Source organism: Actinomadura harenae, from assembly GCF_003696215.1.
GTDB lineage: Bacteria > Actinomycetota > Actinomycetes > Streptosporangiales > Streptosporangiaceae > Spirillospora > Spirillospora harenae.
In genome coordinates this window covers 55857-70975 of record NZ_RFFG01000028.1, presented here as the reverse complement: position 1 = coordinate 70975, position 15119 = coordinate 55857, and the positions used below count along the sequence as shown (strand labels likewise).

10 protein-coding genes are annotated in these 15119 nt (G+C 70.9%); 4 read left to right on the top strand and 6 right to left on the bottom strand.

The features are described from left to right. Positions 1 to 4: 4 nt before the first annotated feature. From EBO15_RS17695 to EBO15_RS17685, 3 genes are read right to left on the bottom strand one after another with little or no spacing between them, the layout of a single operon-like run. Entirely contained in the window at positions 5 to 3301 is a 3297-nt protein-coding gene (locus EBO15_RS17695) for an error-prone DNA polymerase (RefSeq protein WP_122195499.1), read from the bottom strand. Continuing rightward, positions 3294 to 4817, bottom strand: coding sequence for a DNA polymerase Y family protein (locus EBO15_RS17690; RefSeq protein WP_233616269.1), 1524 nt, complete (start codon positions 4815 to 4817; stop codon positions 3294 to 3296). Before EBO15_RS17690 ends, EBO15_RS17695 begins: the two co-directional genes overlap by 8 nt. Then, a complete protein-coding gene (locus tag EBO15_RS17685; protein ID WP_199744614.1) occupies positions 4814 to 5557 on the bottom strand; it encodes a hypothetical protein in 744 nt (247 codons plus the stop codon). The genes EBO15_RS17690 and EBO15_RS17685 overlap by 4 nt, the downstream gene beginning before the upstream one ends. A 109-nt stretch (positions 5558 to 5666) precedes the next feature. Between EBO15_RS17685 and EBO15_RS17680 the strand changes: the two genes are divergently transcribed. After that, the gene (locus tag EBO15_RS17680; protein ID WP_122195497.1) at positions 5667 to 6626 is read left to right on the top strand and encodes a D-2-hydroxyacid dehydrogenase family protein; all 960 of its coding nucleotides are present in this window, start codon (positions 5667 to 5669) and stop codon (positions 6624 to 6626) included. Here EBO15_RS17680 and EBO15_RS17675 read toward each other — a convergent pair. Further along, the gene (locus tag EBO15_RS17675; protein ID WP_233616268.1) at positions 6535 to 7785 is read right to left on the bottom strand and encodes an MFS transporter; all 1251 of its coding nucleotides are present in this window, start codon (positions 7783 to 7785) and stop codon (positions 6535 to 6537) included. The two genes, EBO15_RS17680 and EBO15_RS17675, sit on opposite strands and share 92 nt — an antisense overlap. Here EBO15_RS17675 and EBO15_RS17670 point away from each other — a divergent pair. Both EBO15_RS17670 and mtnA read left to right on the top strand, forming a co-directional pair. After that, positions 7778 to 8302 (top strand): CGNR zinc finger domain-containing protein, encoded by a 525-nt coding sequence (locus EBO15_RS17670; protein ID WP_233616267.1) that lies wholly within the window; start codon positions 7778 to 7780, stop codon positions 8300 to 8302. The two genes, EBO15_RS17675 and EBO15_RS17670, sit on opposite strands and share 8 nt — an antisense overlap. 4 nt (positions 8303 to 8306) lie before the next feature. Next, entirely contained in the window at positions 8307 to 9332 is a 1026-nt protein-coding gene (gene mtnA / locus EBO15_RS17665) for an S-methyl-5-thioribose-1-phosphate isomerase (RefSeq protein WP_122195495.1), read from the top strand. A 91-nt stretch (positions 9333 to 9423) separates the two neighbouring features. On the opposite strand, the gene EBO15_RS17660 is transcribed toward mtnA, so the two are convergent. Further along, positions 9424 to 10551: an aldose epimerase family protein gene (locus EBO15_RS17660; protein WP_233616266.1), complete on the bottom strand. Its 1128-nt coding sequence runs from the start codon at positions 10549 to 10551 to the stop codon at positions 9424 to 9426. A gap of 38 nt (positions 10552 to 10589) precedes the next feature. Continuing rightward, positions 10590 to 12695 carry a M28 family peptidase gene (locus EBO15_RS17655; protein ID WP_122195493.1) on the bottom strand — a complete coding sequence of 702 codons (2106 nt, stop codon included), beginning with the start codon at positions 12693 to 12695 and terminating at the stop codon, positions 10590 to 10592. Between the two features lie 165 nt (positions 12696 to 12860). Between EBO15_RS17655 and recD2 the strand changes: the two genes are divergently transcribed. Then, on the top strand, positions 12861 to 15071 hold the full coding sequence (gene recD2, locus EBO15_RS17650) for an SF1B family DNA helicase RecD2 (RefSeq protein WP_233616265.1): 2211 nt from the start codon (positions 12861 to 12863) through the stop codon (positions 15069 to 15071). The last annotated feature ends 48 nt before the right edge of the window (positions 15072 to 15119 follow it).

Below are 15119 nucleotides of genomic sequence, written 5' to 3'. Positions count from 1 at the left end.
GAGGTCAGTGGAAGTCGCGGGAGCGGACGCGTCCGGGGACGGGCAGCCTCCTCAGCCGGGTCGCGCGGACGTGGGTGACGCCGTCGACGCGTTCGAGGCGTCCGTGGACCAGGAGGGCCTGGGAGTCGACCGCGAGGGAGCGGTACCGGGCGAACACCGGCGGCGGGCAGACCACGTTGATCACGCCTGTCTCGTCCTCGAGGGTCATGAAGACCATGCCGCCCGCCGTCGGCGGCCGCTGCCGGTGCGTGACCAGCCCGGCGACGACCACGTTCGTGTCGCCCGGCTGTTCTCCGAGGTTCTCGGACGAGAGGGCGCCGAGATCGTCCAGTGCTTCGCGCACGTGCGTCATGGGGTGGGTGTGCGCGATTCCCGTGGCCCACAGGTCCGCGAGCGTCTCCTCTACGGGCGTCATGGCGGGGAGCGGGGGCGCGACGGTTCCCGGTGTGACGCCTTCTAGGGCGTTCTCGCTGTTTCCCGCGAGCGCGCCCGCCGCCCATAGCGCCTGCCGCCGGGACAGCCCGAAACAGCCGAACGCGCCCGCCGTGGCCAGGGCCTCAAGGGCCGCCGCTGAGAGGGTGACGCGCCGGGCGAGGTCTTCCATGTCACGGTAGGGACGTCCGGCCGCGATTGCCTCGGCGGTGGCCGTCCCCAGGTCACGGACGCTCGCCAGGCCGACACGGATGGCAGGCTGAGGCGCCTTCGGCGCGTGCTCGTGCGCGCGCGTGGGTGCGACCGGCTCTTCAAGCGTCGTGTGCAGGTCGCTCGCGTTGACGTCCACGCCTCGCACGGTGATCCCGTGCCGTTTCGCGTCTGCGAGCAGCGAATTGGAGCTGTAGAACCCCATCGGCTGGTTACGGATGATGGCGGCGGTGAACGCGGCCGGATGATGCCGCTTCAGGTAGGCGCTCGCGTAGACGAGGTGCGCGAAGCTCTGCGCATGCGATTCGGGGAAGCCGTACCCGGTGAAGCCCAGAATCTTCTGGTAGACGTCCTTGGCTACGTCTTCCGGGATGCCCCGCTCCGCCATCCCATGCATCAGGCGCTCCCTGAGCCGTTCAACGCGTTCGGGTGCGCGTTTGGCCCCCATGGCCTGCCTGAGCTGGTCGGCTTCCGCGGGCGTGAATCCCGCGCACGCGATGGCCAGTTCCATCATCTGCTCCTGGAACAGCGGAACACCCAGCGTGCGCGCGAGCGCGCCCTCCATCAGCGGATGCGGGCACGCCGGCGCTTCCAGTCCCTTACGCCGCCGCAGATACGGATGGACGGACCCGCCCTGGATCGGCCCCGGCCGGATCAGCGACACCTGGACGACCAGGTCGTAGAAGCGGCGCGGACGCAGGCGCGGGAGCGCGGACATCTGCGCCCGCGACTCCACCTGGAACACCCCCACGGTGTCGGCGTCGCACAGCATGTCGTAGACGTCCGAGTCCTCCGGCGGAACGGACTGGAGGTCGTAGCTCTCGCCGTAGTGCGCGCGTACGAGGTCGAAGCAGTCGTGCAGGGCGGCGAGCATGCCGAGGCCGAGCAGGTCGAACTTCACCAGCCCGGCCGCCGCGCAGTCGTCCTTGTCCCATTGCAGGACGCTGCGCTTCTCCTTCGACGCCCATTCGATGGGGCAGACCTCGCCGACCGGGCGATCCGCGATGACCATGCCGCCGGAGTGGATGCCGAGGTGGCGGGGCAGTTCCAGCATCTGGTGAGCCAGTTCCTGGACGGGCCCCGGGACCTCGGTCTCCGACCCGACCGGGTCGCGCGGGTCGATGCCGCGTGACCAGGCGTCCTGCTGGCCGGGGGAGTGGCCGAGCGCCCGCGCCGCGTCCCGGACGGCCATGCGGGGCCGATAGCTGATGACGTTCGCTACCTGCGCGGTGCACTCGCGCCCGTACTTGTCGTAGACGTACTGGATGACCTCTTCGCGGCGGTTGTGCTCGATGTCGAGGTCGATGTCGGGCGGTCCGTCGCGTCCGGGGGAAAGGAAACGCTCGAACAGGAGGCCGTGCCTCACCGCGTCCACTCCGGTGATGCCGAGCGCGTAGCAGACCGCCGAATTCGCCGCCGACCCTCGTCCCTGGCACAGGATGTTCTCCTGCTTACAGAACGCCACGATGTCGTGGACGATCAGGAAGTATCCGGGGAATCCGAGGCCCTCGATGATGTCGAGCTCTTTGGCGATCTGCTCGTAGGCGCCGGGCATGTTCTCGTTGTCGGGCGTGCCATAGCGCGCGAGAGCGCCCTCCGCGACGAGTTCCCGTAGGTGGCCGGCCTCGGTTTGGCCTTCCGGTAGGGGCCAGTCGGGCAGCTTCGGTACGACGACGGAGAAGTCGAACGCGCACTCCGCGCCCAGGGCGACCGTCCGTTCGAGCACACCAGGGAAACGAGCGAGGCGCGCCGCCATCTCCCTGCCGCTGCGCAGATGCGCCGTACCGCTCGCGGGAAGCCAGCCGACCATGTCGTCCAAGGCCCGCCGCGACCGGACGGCCGCCATCGTCTCGGCCAGCCGTGCCTCCGCCCCGGGCGCGGCGAAGTGCACGTTGTTGGACGCCACGACCTGTACCCCGACCTGGTGCGCGAGCGCGAAGAGCGCGTCGTTGCGGAGGTCGTCGCCCGGCTGATCGTGGTCGATCAGCTCGACGAAGACGTTGTCCCGTCCGAACATCTCGACCATGCGGCGAAGCTCGCGCTCCGCCGCCTCTGGGCCGCCTTCGGCGAGCGCCGCCGGGACGGGGCCCTTACGGCATCCGGTCAGCACGGCCCAGCGCCCCTCGTGGGCGTGCGCGAGGGCGTCCAGGTCGTAGATGGGCCGCCCCTTCTGCCCGCCTGCGAGCTGCGCGGTCGTGATGGCCGAGCACAGCTTCGCGTAGCCGGCCGGGTCGCGCGCGAGCACGAGGAGATGCCGTCCGGCCGGATCGGTCTCGCCCGCGCGCGGGGTCTCGATGCCCAGGCTGAGCTCGGCGCCGAAGACGGTGCGGATCCCGGCCTCGCGGGCGGCCTGGGAGAAGCGGACGACGCCGTACATGCCGTCGTGGTCGGTCACCGCCATCGTGCCCACGCCCAGCCGCGCGGCCTCCTCCACGAGCCGCGTGGGGTCGCTCGCCCCGTCCAGGAAACTGAACGACGAGTGGCTGTGCAGCTCGGCCCAGGGGACCTCGGGCACAGCGCGCGAGCGCGGGGGAGCGGGCTCGGACGGAGCGGGTCGGTGCTGCTGCGGGGACGGCGGAGCCACGGCGCCGCCGCCGTTCCAGGTCAGGCGTTTCTCCAGCTCGGACCAGGGGATCGGCGGGTTGAACCAGTTACTCATACGCCGCCTCCACGTGCCATCGGCCGCCCTCGACGGCCAGCAGGTACGCGGCTCCCCCGGCGGTCGTGACCTGGAAGCGCGCCCGGCGGCGGGCGCGTTCGGGCTCCCACCACCGCTCGGCGACCGGCCACGGCCCCGTCCAGGCCGTCACGGCGTCCGGAGGCGCCTCGCCGATCGTGATGTGGGCCGGAGGCCCGGAGACCGCGCAACGCGCCGACACGCGCACCTCGGCGCCGTCCGGGGCTGTCACGGCGGCGGGCAGGGGCGCCGGCGGGACGACCGCCGGGGCGGGCGCCGGCACGCGGCCGGGCCACGGGCCGTCCGGGATCTCCCCGGGCGGCAGGTCGCCCACCGGAACCTTGATCACCTGCTCGCCGGGCCCCCGGCCGTCCACGAGCACGGGACGCGTCACGCCGCCATGCCCCAGCAGCGCCTGGATGCGGTCGGTCGCGCGCGACACGCGCTCGTCCACGCCGCTGTGCCCCCACAGCGCGTCCTGGCTGCCCACCGCGGGCACGAGCTGGTCAGGGGTGAGTTCCAGCCAGACCACACCGCCCCAGACGGCGTCCTCGTCATGGCCGGGGGCGTCGGTCCGCCATGCGGAGAGCTGCCAGCGGACGCGTTCGGCCACGGCGAGCGCGGACAGCGCGCCGTCGTGCCGCCAGAGCCTTTGCAGGACGTGACCGTCCGCCAAGCCGATCTCCACCGACAGCCGCACGCAGTCACGGCCGTGCTCGGCGAGCGACTCGTGCAACTCGCCTGCCAGCCGTTTCGCGGCGAACGTCACCTCCTCGGCCTGCGCGGGCGGATCGAAATCGGCCCGGACGGTCAGGTCGGCGGACGCGGCGGACGGCGCGACCGGACGAGGCGGCTCCCCGCGCGCGAGCCGGTGCGCGAGCGCTCCGTCCGCGCCGAACCGGCCCGCGACGTGCCCGGCGGGCAGCGCAGCGAACGCGCCCAGCGTCCGGATACCGAGCCTGTCCAGCAGGTCGGTCAGCTCAGGACGGTCCAGGACCGACATCGGATACGGCGCCAGAAACGCCGCCGCACCACCTGGCGGTACCACCAGGCCGCCCTCCACGCGCGCGGCCAGTTCCGCCGCGAACAGGCCGTCCGCGACGCCCACTCCACAGTCGAAGCCCGCCTCGACCACAGCGTCCTGGAGCAGAACCCGGGCAGCCTCCTCACCGCCGTAGAACGTCGCCGGGCCGCGCGCGGGCACGGCGCACAGGCCCGGCCGGACGACCTCGACTCTGGGCGTGACCTCACTCACGGCCGCCGCGACCGCCAGGAACATGCGGCCTTCGGCGTCGGGATCGCGCGTGCGCACGAGCAGATCGGGGCAGCGCCTCTGCGCGTCCCGAACTCGCATGCCGCGCCGCACGCCCTCGGAACGCGCCGCCGACGTACAGGCCACGACCCGGCTGTCGCTCACGACCACTCCAGGCGTGGACGCCTCGATCCCGACCGCCGTCGCGGGCCAGTCAGGGCACCACACCACCAGCACCCTGCTCACGACACTCTCCGGGGCCGGACGACCTCCAGCACGGGCCGTCCGGACGCGCGGGCGCGCGGGGCCTCGGCCGGTTCGATCCGTCCGGCGGCATTGGGCAGCCACAGCCATTCGCGGCGTCCGGCCCCCGGGGAGTCATGTCCATGAGCGACGACCTGCGCGCGACGTCCGCCCAGGACGCCGTGACCGTCCCCGAGCCCTTCCCACCGGGATTCGGTCACGGCGAGCCGCAGCCGCACCCCCGGCCACGTCTGCGTGGCGGGGCCCGTGAGGGCGAGCACGCTTCCGTGTTTGCGCGCGAGGGCGGTCAAGCGGCGGACGGCAGCGGGCGTGGGACGCTCAGGCGGCCGGACCAGAACCAGGCTCACGGCCTCGACCAGCGCCGCGACCACGTCGGGCCACCGCTCGGCCGGGTCGTCCACCAGGAGCAGGCGGCGCGGGTCGGCGCCCATCCCGCACGCGGAGAGCACCCCGAACTCGGGGACGCCGACGACCGCGCACCAGCCGTTCGTCCCACCGCCCGGTTCCGCGTCGACACCGGTGGACGCCCCGGCGACCAGCGCGACGCCCAGGGACGCCGACCCGGAACCGTCCAGCCCGACGACCGAGCCCGCCCGCAGCCCGCCGGGAAGGAGCGTCCGAAGTGCGGGCAGTACCGGCACCGGCGGTCCGCCCGCGCGCACGAGCCGATCCTGGAGGACGGCGTGCGGCAGGAGACTGGGGGCCGCCGACGCGTCCGCCACTTCGCCTCCCTTGCGCTCGCCACTCCGACAATGTCGAACATGAGTTCGACCATTGTCAAGTTACCCCAGGTCAGAAAGTGTTCTGAGGGGTCGGGATACAGTGGAGGCAATGAAGATCAAATGTGCCGTCATCGACGATTTCCAGGGCGTTGCGGAGTCTCTGGCCCACTGGTCGCGGATCGCGTCGCGGGTCGACGTCCGGTTCCTGCGCGCGCACGAGCCCGACCCTGAGCGGCTCGCCGAGGAGCTCGGCGACTACGAGATCGTCGTGGCGATGCGAGAGCGCACCCCCTTCCAGGAGGAACTGCTCGCGCGGCTCCCGAACCTGCGCCTCCTGATCACCAGTGGCATGCGGAACGCCTCGATCGACCTCGAGGCGGCCGCGCGGCACGGCGTGACCGTCTGCGGGACGGCCAGCGCCACCCACCCCACCGTCGAGCTGACCTGGGCCCTCCTGCTCGGCCTGGCGCGTCATGTGGTGCCCGAGAACGCGTCCCTGCGCTCCGGCGGCCCCTGGCAGCAGACCCTCGGGACCGACCTCCACGGACGGCGACTCGGCGTGGTCGGGCTCGGCCGGATCGGTTCCCGGGTGGCGAGGGTCGGCGCCGCGTTCGGCATGGACGTGGCCGCCTGGAGCCGCAGCCTCACCCCCGAACGGGCCGCCGAGGCCGGGGTACGCCACCTCGCCACCCTGGACGAGCTGCTGGAGAGCAGCGACTTCGTGACCGTCCATGTGAAACCGGGCGACCGCACACGCGGCCTGATCGGCGCGGCCGAACTGAAGCGGATGCGCCCGACGGCCTTCCTGATCAACACGTCCCGCGCGTCCATCGTGGACCAGGACGCGCTCGCCGACGCGCTCCGCGAAGGCCAGATCGCAGGCGCGGGGGTGGACGTCTACGACATCGAGCCGCTCCCGGCGCACCACGAGTACCGGACGCTGCCGAACCTCCTCGCCACGCCCCACCTCGGCTACGTCACAGAGGACAACTATCGGGGCTACTTCGCCGAGGCCGTCGAGGATATCGAGGCGTTCCTCGCGGGCGCGCCCGTGCGCGCCCTGACCTGATCAGCAGGGCCGCCGCCAAGAGCTGAGTGGCGGCGGCCAGAACGAGGGCCAGGGTCAGGGGCAAGGCGCCCGCCAGTGTCGCGCCCACAGCACCGGCGGTGATTTTGAGGCTCGCCCCCGTGGTGAACACCTGCCCGCGCACCCGGTCCGGTGCCTCTCGGTGCCTGATGTCGAACACCGCCGCCAGCTGTGGCCCCTCACCCGCCCCCGTAAGAACCGCGGCGACGACCAGGACGGCCGCATTCGGCGCGACGGCCAGAACGGCCAGCCCCAGGGCGACGCACACGGCAGCACCGGCGAACACGGTTTCCGGCCTGCGCTGGGGTGGCCACCGTGCCGTCACAGCGGTAGTGACCATCGCCCCCGCCGCCAGCAAGGACAGCAGCAGTCCGCCGTGCCCGGCCCCGCCGAGGTGGCGCTCGCCCAGCGGAGGACACGACACGATCAGCATCCCCGTGCCGACGAACGCGACCATGGAAGCCGCCGTGACCCGCCGCAACCCGGGCGCGCGCACGATGGCCGCGAAGCCCGCTTTGAGGTCGGCGGTGAAGGCGGCGGACGCACGCGGCTTCTGAGGCGGAAGCGCCAACGCGGCCGGAACGGCCAGAAGCAGCAAAACGATGGTCGCCGCCATGGCCCAGTAGGGATCAACCCCTGCGATGAGGCCCGCCGCGGCAGGACCGGCCAGCGCGGCCACGTTGTAGGTCGCCGCATCAAGTGAATGGCCGCGCCCCAGGTGCCGCTCAGGCAGGACGTCGACAAGGCGTGCGGTCCAGGCCCCTGACAGTGCCGGTGCGAGAAGCCCGGTGAGGACGGCCACCGCCAGGGCCGTCCCCAGGTGTCCCAGAACGGCCGTCACCAAGGCCAGCCCGGCGGCATAGCCGCCCAGGGCAAGAGCCAGGAACAGGCCGGGACGGGCCGCGCGATCCATCAGGGCGCCCAGCAGCGGCCCGCCTATGGCGGACGCCACGGTCAACGCGGCGAACAGCAGCGAGGCCGGACGCTCGGACCCCAGCACGGCCATCCCGAGCAGCAACAACGCGGGAGCCGACATCTCGTCGGCCGTCCGTGCGCCGAGCGCACCGGCGAAGTAGGCCGCCGCACCTCCGTAACGGCTTATCATGTAAAAGACGTAACACAAGGAGGACGTGGTGATCAACCGGCCATCGGACGCCGCCGAACGGGCCGCCGCCCTGACCGGCGCACTTCGCGTGGACGAGGCGGACGCCTCGGCGGTCGCGTCCCTCTTGCACGCGCACGGGGAGCCGGCCAGACCGGACGTCACCGACGCCGACGTCGCCGCCCTGCGTCCGGTCGCCGACCGCCTCTGGGAGATCTTCGGGGCTCCGGACGTCGACACGGCCGCCCGCCTCATCAACGACCTCCTGGCCGAGACCGCCGCGCCGCCAAGGCTGAGCGCCCACGACGGCACGTTCTGGCACCTGCACGCGGATCGCGACGACGACGCGTCCTGGGCCGAGTGGTTCGCGGCCTCCTCCGCGCTCGCCCTGGCCGTTCTCCTGGCCGAACGGAGGGCTCTCCCAGGCGGACTGTGCGCGTCCGCTTCCTGCGGAAGGCCCTTCGTCATGACCGGCCGTGGCGCACCCCGCCGCTACTGCTCGGCACGATGCGGAAGCCGTGAACGTGTCGCATCCCACAGGCGTGCGAGAAAATGAACCTATGACGCCAGATATCGCCCCCATCGAGTGGACCGGTGACTCACTGCGTCTCCTCGACCAGACGCTCCTGCCCGCGCGCGTGGAGTACCGGGACATCACCGACGTCGACGACCTGGTCGACGCGATCAAGCGACTTGTCGTCCGCGGAGCGCCCGCCCTGGGCGTGGCCGGGGCCCTGGGCGTCGTCGTGGCCCTGCGCCAGGGGGAGCGGGAAGGCTGGGACGCCGCCACCTTGGACGCCGCCATAACGCGGATCCGGGAGGCCCGTCCCACAGCGGTCAACCTGGCGGCCGGAGTGGACCGAGTCCGTTCCCTGGCCGAGAAGGGCACCGACGCCGTCCTTGCGGAAGCCCTGGCCGTTCTGGACGAGGACGTCCAGGGGAACCACGCGATAGGGCGCCACGGAGCGGACTGGCTGAGCACCCGCCTGGGAGCCAAACCCCTCCGGCTCCTCACCCACTGCAACGCTGGAGCCCTCGCAACGGCGGGCTGGGGCACGGCTCTGGGCGTCGTCCGGGAGCTCCATACCCGAAACCTCATCGATACCGTCTATGCGAACGAAACGCGCCCCCTCCTACAGGGCTCCCGCCTGACCGCCTGGGAACTCCACCAGCTGGGCATCCCCTACTACGTCCAACCCGACAGTGCCGCTGCCGGGACCATCCTTCGAGGCCACGTGGACGCCGCGATCGTCGGAGCCGATCGCATAGCCGCGAACGGCGACACCGCCAACAAGGTCGGAACCCTGGCCGTGGCCCTGGCGTGCGCCGCCGCCGGCATCCCGTTCCTGGTCGCCGCCCCCTGGAGCACCATCGACCTCTCCACTCCGGACGGCGAGCACATCCCCATCGAGCAACGCTCACCTGCTGAGATCCTGGCCAACGGCCCCGCCTCGGTCACCCCGGAAGGCGCCCGGGCCCACAATCCGGCCTTCGATGTGACCCCGGCCCGCCTCATCACGGCCCTGATCACCGAAACCGGCCCTCTCATCCTTGCCGACGGTCAAACGCCGGCCCGCGCCCGATAAGCGTTCATCGGCTCGCGCACACGCGTGTGCCCGAACACCCAAAGGTGTTCGGGCACACCGTTCCGCTCACGCGCTCATGCGAAGAGCAGCGTCAGCCGGTCGTGGAGAAGGCGTACGTGGTCGTCGAGGTGAAGGTCTGCCCCGGCCGCAGGACGGTCGAGGGGAAGGCCGGGTGGTTGGGGGAGTCAGGGAAGTGCTGGGTCTCCAGGGCCAGCGCGTCACCCTGGCGGTAGGCGTGGCCACTGGTGCCGACGAGAGAGCCGTCCAGGAAGTTGGCCGTGTACAGCTGGACGCCCGGCTGCGTGGTGCTGAGGCGCAGGACGCGCCCGGTGCGGGGCTCGGTGACCGTGGCGGCGAGCGTGAGCTCCCCTGGGCGGCGCTGGTTCAGGACGAAGTTGTGGTCGTAGCCATGGCCGATGAGGAGCTGCGGATCGTTGTCGCGGATGCGCTCGCCGATGGTGTGGGGGCGCGTGAAGTCGAAGGGCGTGCCCTTGACCGGAGCGAGCCTTCCGGTGGGGATCTGGGTGGCGTCGGTGGGCGTGTAGCGGGACGCGTTGACCTGGAGCCGATGGCCGTAGGCGTCGCCCGTGCCCTCACCCGCCAGGTTGAAATACGAGTGGTTCGTCAGATTGACGATCGTGGGCTTGTCGGTCGTGGCCCGGTAGTCCAGCCGTAGCCGGTCGCTGGCGCCGAGGGTGTAGGTGACGTTCGTGGTGAGCGTCCCCGGGTAACCCTCCTCGCCGTTCTTGCTGACATAGGCGAGGTGCAGGGCGACGGTGTCCTTGCCCTTGGTCACCGTGGCCTTCCAGACCTTCGTGTTGAAGCCCTTGATGCCGCCGTGCAGGCTGTTGGGGCCGTTGTTGATGGGAAGCTGGTACGTCTTTCCGTCCAGGGTGAAGCGGCCCTTGGCCACGCGGTTCGCGTAGCGTCCGATGAGGGCGCCGAAGTACGGGCCGCCGTTCTTGTCGACGTAGTCCTTCAGCGTGGCGAAGCCGAGGGCGACGTTGGCGTCGTGGCCTTTACGGTCCGGGACGTCCAGCATCTGGATGATGCCGCCGTAGGTGAGGATCCGGACGTGCATCCCGTGGGTGTTGCGGAGGGTGTACCGGTCCACTCTCGTGCCGTCGGAGAGCTTCCCGAACGCCTCCTTGGTGATGGACGGTCCACTGGTGGCGCTGGCAGGGACGGCCGTGAAGAGCATGGCCGTGCCCAGGAGCACGGCGCCTGAGGCTGCGTGAAGGGGCTTCATGACCGTCCTCAGAGGGTGAGAGTTCGGGTCGCGGCTTGGAGACTGGCGTACAGGCGCCCCTCGTACACGCGCGCACTGGCCGGGTTGTTCTGCAGGAACAAGGCGTCATGCAGAGCCGGCAGGCGCTGGGTGGCGTATCCGGTGTCGAGACCAGGCGCGTAGATCTGGTGCCGGTACCACGGACGCGCAGGCAGGCCGGCGTTCGTCAGCAGGTCCCGCTCCGCCCGGATGAGACGGTCGTTGAGGGAACGGAACACGGCGGTGTCGCCCTTGGCGAGCGCCTTGTCGGCCCGATCCTGGAGTGCCTGCGCAGCCTTCTCCCATGCCTGCGCCTGCCGGACGTCACGTGAAACGTCCACCGCCACCTTGCCGAGCTTCTGCTGCTGCTCGGTGCTGAAGTCGTTCAGATAGCCGACGGTCTCGGCGGCGTAGGGCTGGTAGTGCATGGCGATGACGTCGGCGTTGGCCAGGCGCAGGGTCGCGATGCCCGCGAGCTTGGACATGGCCGCGTGGTACTCCCAGGTCGGGTCACCGAAGTGCTCCGTGGAGTAGAAGTCGTCGCAGGTGCAGTGGTAGTTCCCGGACGTTCCGGGGCTGGTCGCGCCAAGGTCCATGGCGGGAACGCCGAATCGCTGGAAGAACGGCTGGAAGTCGGAGCCGCCGCCAATGCGGTCGATGGGCGTCTGACCCTTGTTCTGCTCTTTCCAGGCGTCGTAGAGCGTTCCGTTGGTGCCGGGCCAGGGAACTTCCTTGGACGCGTCGATGACGCTCTGGTCGAGCGCGGGGGTGGACGCCGGAGTGAACTCCGAACCGGCCGCCATGTCCATGTTCACGTAGGCGACCGCGTTACGGAGCTGCTTCTCGTGCTCCTCGGCGTACTCGGTACTGCCGTAGATGCCGTACTCCTCGCCGTCCCATGTCGCTAGGACGACCGTCCGGTCAGGACGCCAACCGCGCTTCAGGAGCTTCCCGAGTGCACGGGCCACCTGCAGCACGTTCTCGGTGCCGGACAGGTTGTCCAGCGACCCGTACGCCCAGGCGTCGTGGTGGCCGCCAAGGACGACCTCCTGGTCAGGACGCTTCGCCCCGGGGATGCGCACCGTCACGTCCCAGATGGGCGTGGTGATGAAGTCGCTTTGCAGATCCAGGTGGACGCGCGTTCCGCCGGGGCCGAAATGGTAGGGGAAGGGCAGGCCGCCCTGCCATTCCTTCGGCACCTGGGCCCCGTTGAGCGCGCGCAGGAGCGGCTCGGCGGCGCCGTAGGAGATCGGCGTGGTCGGGATGAGTCCCTGGAGCTCCGGCGCCTGCGACGGCTTCAGCCTGCGCGCGTGCTTCGTCGACGCCCAGCCGGGGGTGAGCGGGTCACCCGCGGCGTACATCATCTGGGCGACGCTGCCGCGCTGGATGCCGTCGGACGCGCGCCACGGCCCCTTCGGGTAGACCGTGCCCCGGTTGAATCCGTCGTTGGCGGGATCCGAGTAGATGATGACGGCCTTGGCGCCCGCCTTGGCCGCCTGAGCGGGTTTCACACCCCGGAACACCTGTCCGTAGCGGACCAGAGCGATCTTGCCCTTGAGTGAGATTCCGTTCTTGGCGAGCAGCGCGAAGTCCTCGGGACGACCGTAGTTGGCGTAAACGACCTCGCCTTCCACGTTCCCTGACGGCGACAGCCCGTTGTAGCCGGGGATGATGTCGTCGAAGTACTTCTGCCAGGGCTGCTTGGTCTCCTTGACCGGCAGGACGCGTCGCTGGGGCGCGGTCATCTCCACGCTGACGCGCTTAGGCCGCGACAGGTACGTGTAGTAGGTGTTCACCTGCGGCTTCAGTCCATAGGAACGCAGCTCGCGGACGATGCGCTGGACCCGATGCCAGTCGCCGGTGGTCCCCGCCAGCGCGGGCTCCTGTGCCAGCTCCGCGTCGAGACGCCGCGCGTTGGCGGCGGACGGGATCGCGCTGAACTCCTTCTCGTACGCGCGCTGCCAGGCCGAGGACTTGGCCGTGAATCCGGGGATGGGGGCGGGGACGGTGGCGTGGCCCGTGGCCGGAGAGGCGGCGACGAGCGGAACGGCGGTGGCGAGCCCCACCGCGAGGGCCAGGGTTCGGGAGCGGAACACCAGTGGTACCTCCCGGTACTCGTGGTACGTGTGCGCCCGGAACGTACGTCGCGATCACGTGAAGATCCAGATCGTTCGCCGGATGCGGCCAAGACGAACCCGCGGGTTATCCCCAGAACCGGTTTCGGTTTCGGTGGCGGCGGCCGGTCCGCGAGGATGGGATCCGTGACGAACCAGGCGGCAGTTCCCCCGAAACCGGTGATCCTCGAGGCGGTGCTCGAACGGATCACCTATGCCAACGACGACACCGGGTACACCGTGGCGCGCGTCGCCACCGAGAAGTCCGGCGCCGACCTGCTCACCGTCGTCGGCGCCCTCCTCGGCGCCCAGGTCGGCGAGAGCATCAGGATGACCGGCCGCTGGCGCTCCCACCCCAAGTACGGCCGGCAGTTCGAGGCCGACTCCTACTCGACCGTGCTGCCCGCGACCGTCCAGGGCATCCGCCGCTACCTCGGCTCCGGCATGATCAAGGGCATCGGCCCGGTGATGGCCGACCGCATGGTCTCCCACTTCGGCACCGACATCCTCCGCGTCATCGAGGAGGAGCCCGGACGGCTCGTCGAGGTGCGCGGCCTCGGCAAGCGCCGTACCGCGCGCATCGCCGCCGCCTGGCAGGAGCAGAAGGCCATCAAGGAGGTCATGGTCTTCCTGCAGGGCGTCGGCGTCTCCACCTCCCTCGCCGTCCGCATCTACAAGCAGTACGGCGACACGTCCATCGACACCGTCCGCCGCGAGCCGTACCGGCTCGCCGCCGATGTGTGGGGCATCGGCTTCAAGACCGCCGACACCATCGCGCAGGCCGTCGGCATCCCGCACGACAGCCCCGAGCGCATCAAGGCCGGGCTCCAGTACACCCTGTCCGAGGCCGCCGACCAGGGCCACTGCTTCCTGCCCGAGCCCAACCTCGTCACCGCCGCCGAGAAGATCCTCGGCGTCGCCCGCGACCTCATCGTCCCCGCCCTCGACGAGCTCGCGGGCGACGAGGGCGTCGTCCGCGAACGCGTGAACGACGTCCCCGCCGTCTACCTGGTCCCCTTCCACCGCGCCGAGCGGTCCGTCGCCCGCGGCCTGCGCACCCTCCTCAACGTCCCGAAGGACCGGCTCGCCGCGTTCGCCGACGTCGACTGGCTCAAGGCCCTCACCTGGCTACGCGAACGCACCGGCACCGAACTCGCCCCCGAGCAAGAGCAGGCCGTCCGGCTCGCCCTCACCGAGAAGGTCGCCGTGCTCACCGGCGGCCCCGGCTGCGGCAAGAGCTTCACCGTCCGCTCCGTCGTCGAACTCGCCGCGGCCAAGAAGGCCAAGATCACCCTCGTCGCGCCGACCGGCCGCGCCGCCAAACGCCTCGCCGAGCTCACCGGACACGAGGCCGCCACCATCCACCGCCTGCTCCAGCTCCAGCCCGGCGGCGACGCCAAGTTCGACCAGGACAACCCCCTCGACACCGACCTGGTCGTCGTCGACGAGTGCTCGATGGTCGACCTCATCCTCGCCAACAAGCTGATCAAGGCCGTCCCGCCCGGCGCGCACCTGCTCCTGGTCGGCGACGTCGACCAGCTCCCGTCCGTCGGCGCCGGAGAGGTCCTCGCCGACCTCCTCGGCGCCGACGCGGCCATCCCGCGCGTCCGCCTCACCAAGATCTTCCGCCAGGCCCAGCAGTCCGGCATCGTCGTCAACGCCCACCGCGTCAACGCCGGCGACCACCCGCACACCCGCGGCTACCCCGACTTCTTCCTGTTCCCCTGCGAGGACTCCGAGGAGACCGCGGCCCTCACCGTCGACGTCGTCGTCAACCGCATCCCCGCCAAGTTCGACCTGGACGCCCGGCGCGACATCCAGGTCCTCGCCCCCATGCACCGCGGCCCCGCCGGAGCCGGCTCCCTCAACGCGCTCCTCCAGGACGCCCTGACCCCCCACCGCGAGACCGTCCCCGAACGCCGCTTCGGCGGCCGCGTCTTCCGCCCCGGCGACAAGGTCACCCAGCTTCGCAACAACTACGACAAGGGCGAGGCGGGCGTCTTCAACGGCACCGTCGGCGTCGTCACGACCGTCTCCCGCGAAGACCACACCCTCACCGTCCGCACCGACGAGGACGAGGACATCGACTACTCGTTCGACGAACTCGACGAGATCACCCACGCCTACGCCATCACCATCCACCGAAGCCAGGGCAGCGAGTACCCCGCCGTCGTCATCCCCCTCACCACGAGCTCCTGGATGATGCTCCAGCGCAACCTCCTCTACACCGCCATCACCCGCGCCAAGCGGCTCGTCGTCCTCACCGGCTCACGCCGCGCCCTGGCCGCCGCCGTCCGCACCACCTCCGCCGGCCGCCGCCACACCGCCCTGACCCACCGGCTCCTCACCCCCACCTGATGACCCACCCGCGCTTCCGCGCTGCGTGCTGCGTGGGTGCGTCGATCG

What these genes read in the sequence shown, in the direction of transcription:
- EBO15_RS17695 (WP_122195499.1), bottom strand. Translation starts at nt 3,301, where the DNA reads ATGAGTAACTGGTTCAACCCGCCGATCCCCTGGTCCGAGCTGGAGAAA.
- mtnA (WP_122195495.1), top strand. Translation starts at nt 8,307, where the DNA reads ATGACGCCAGATATCGCCCCCATCGAGTGGACCGGTGACTCACTGCGT.
- EBO15_RS17680 (WP_122195497.1), top strand. Translation starts at nt 5,667, where the DNA reads ATGAAGATCAAATGTGCCGTCATCGACGATTTCCAGGGCGTTGCGGAG.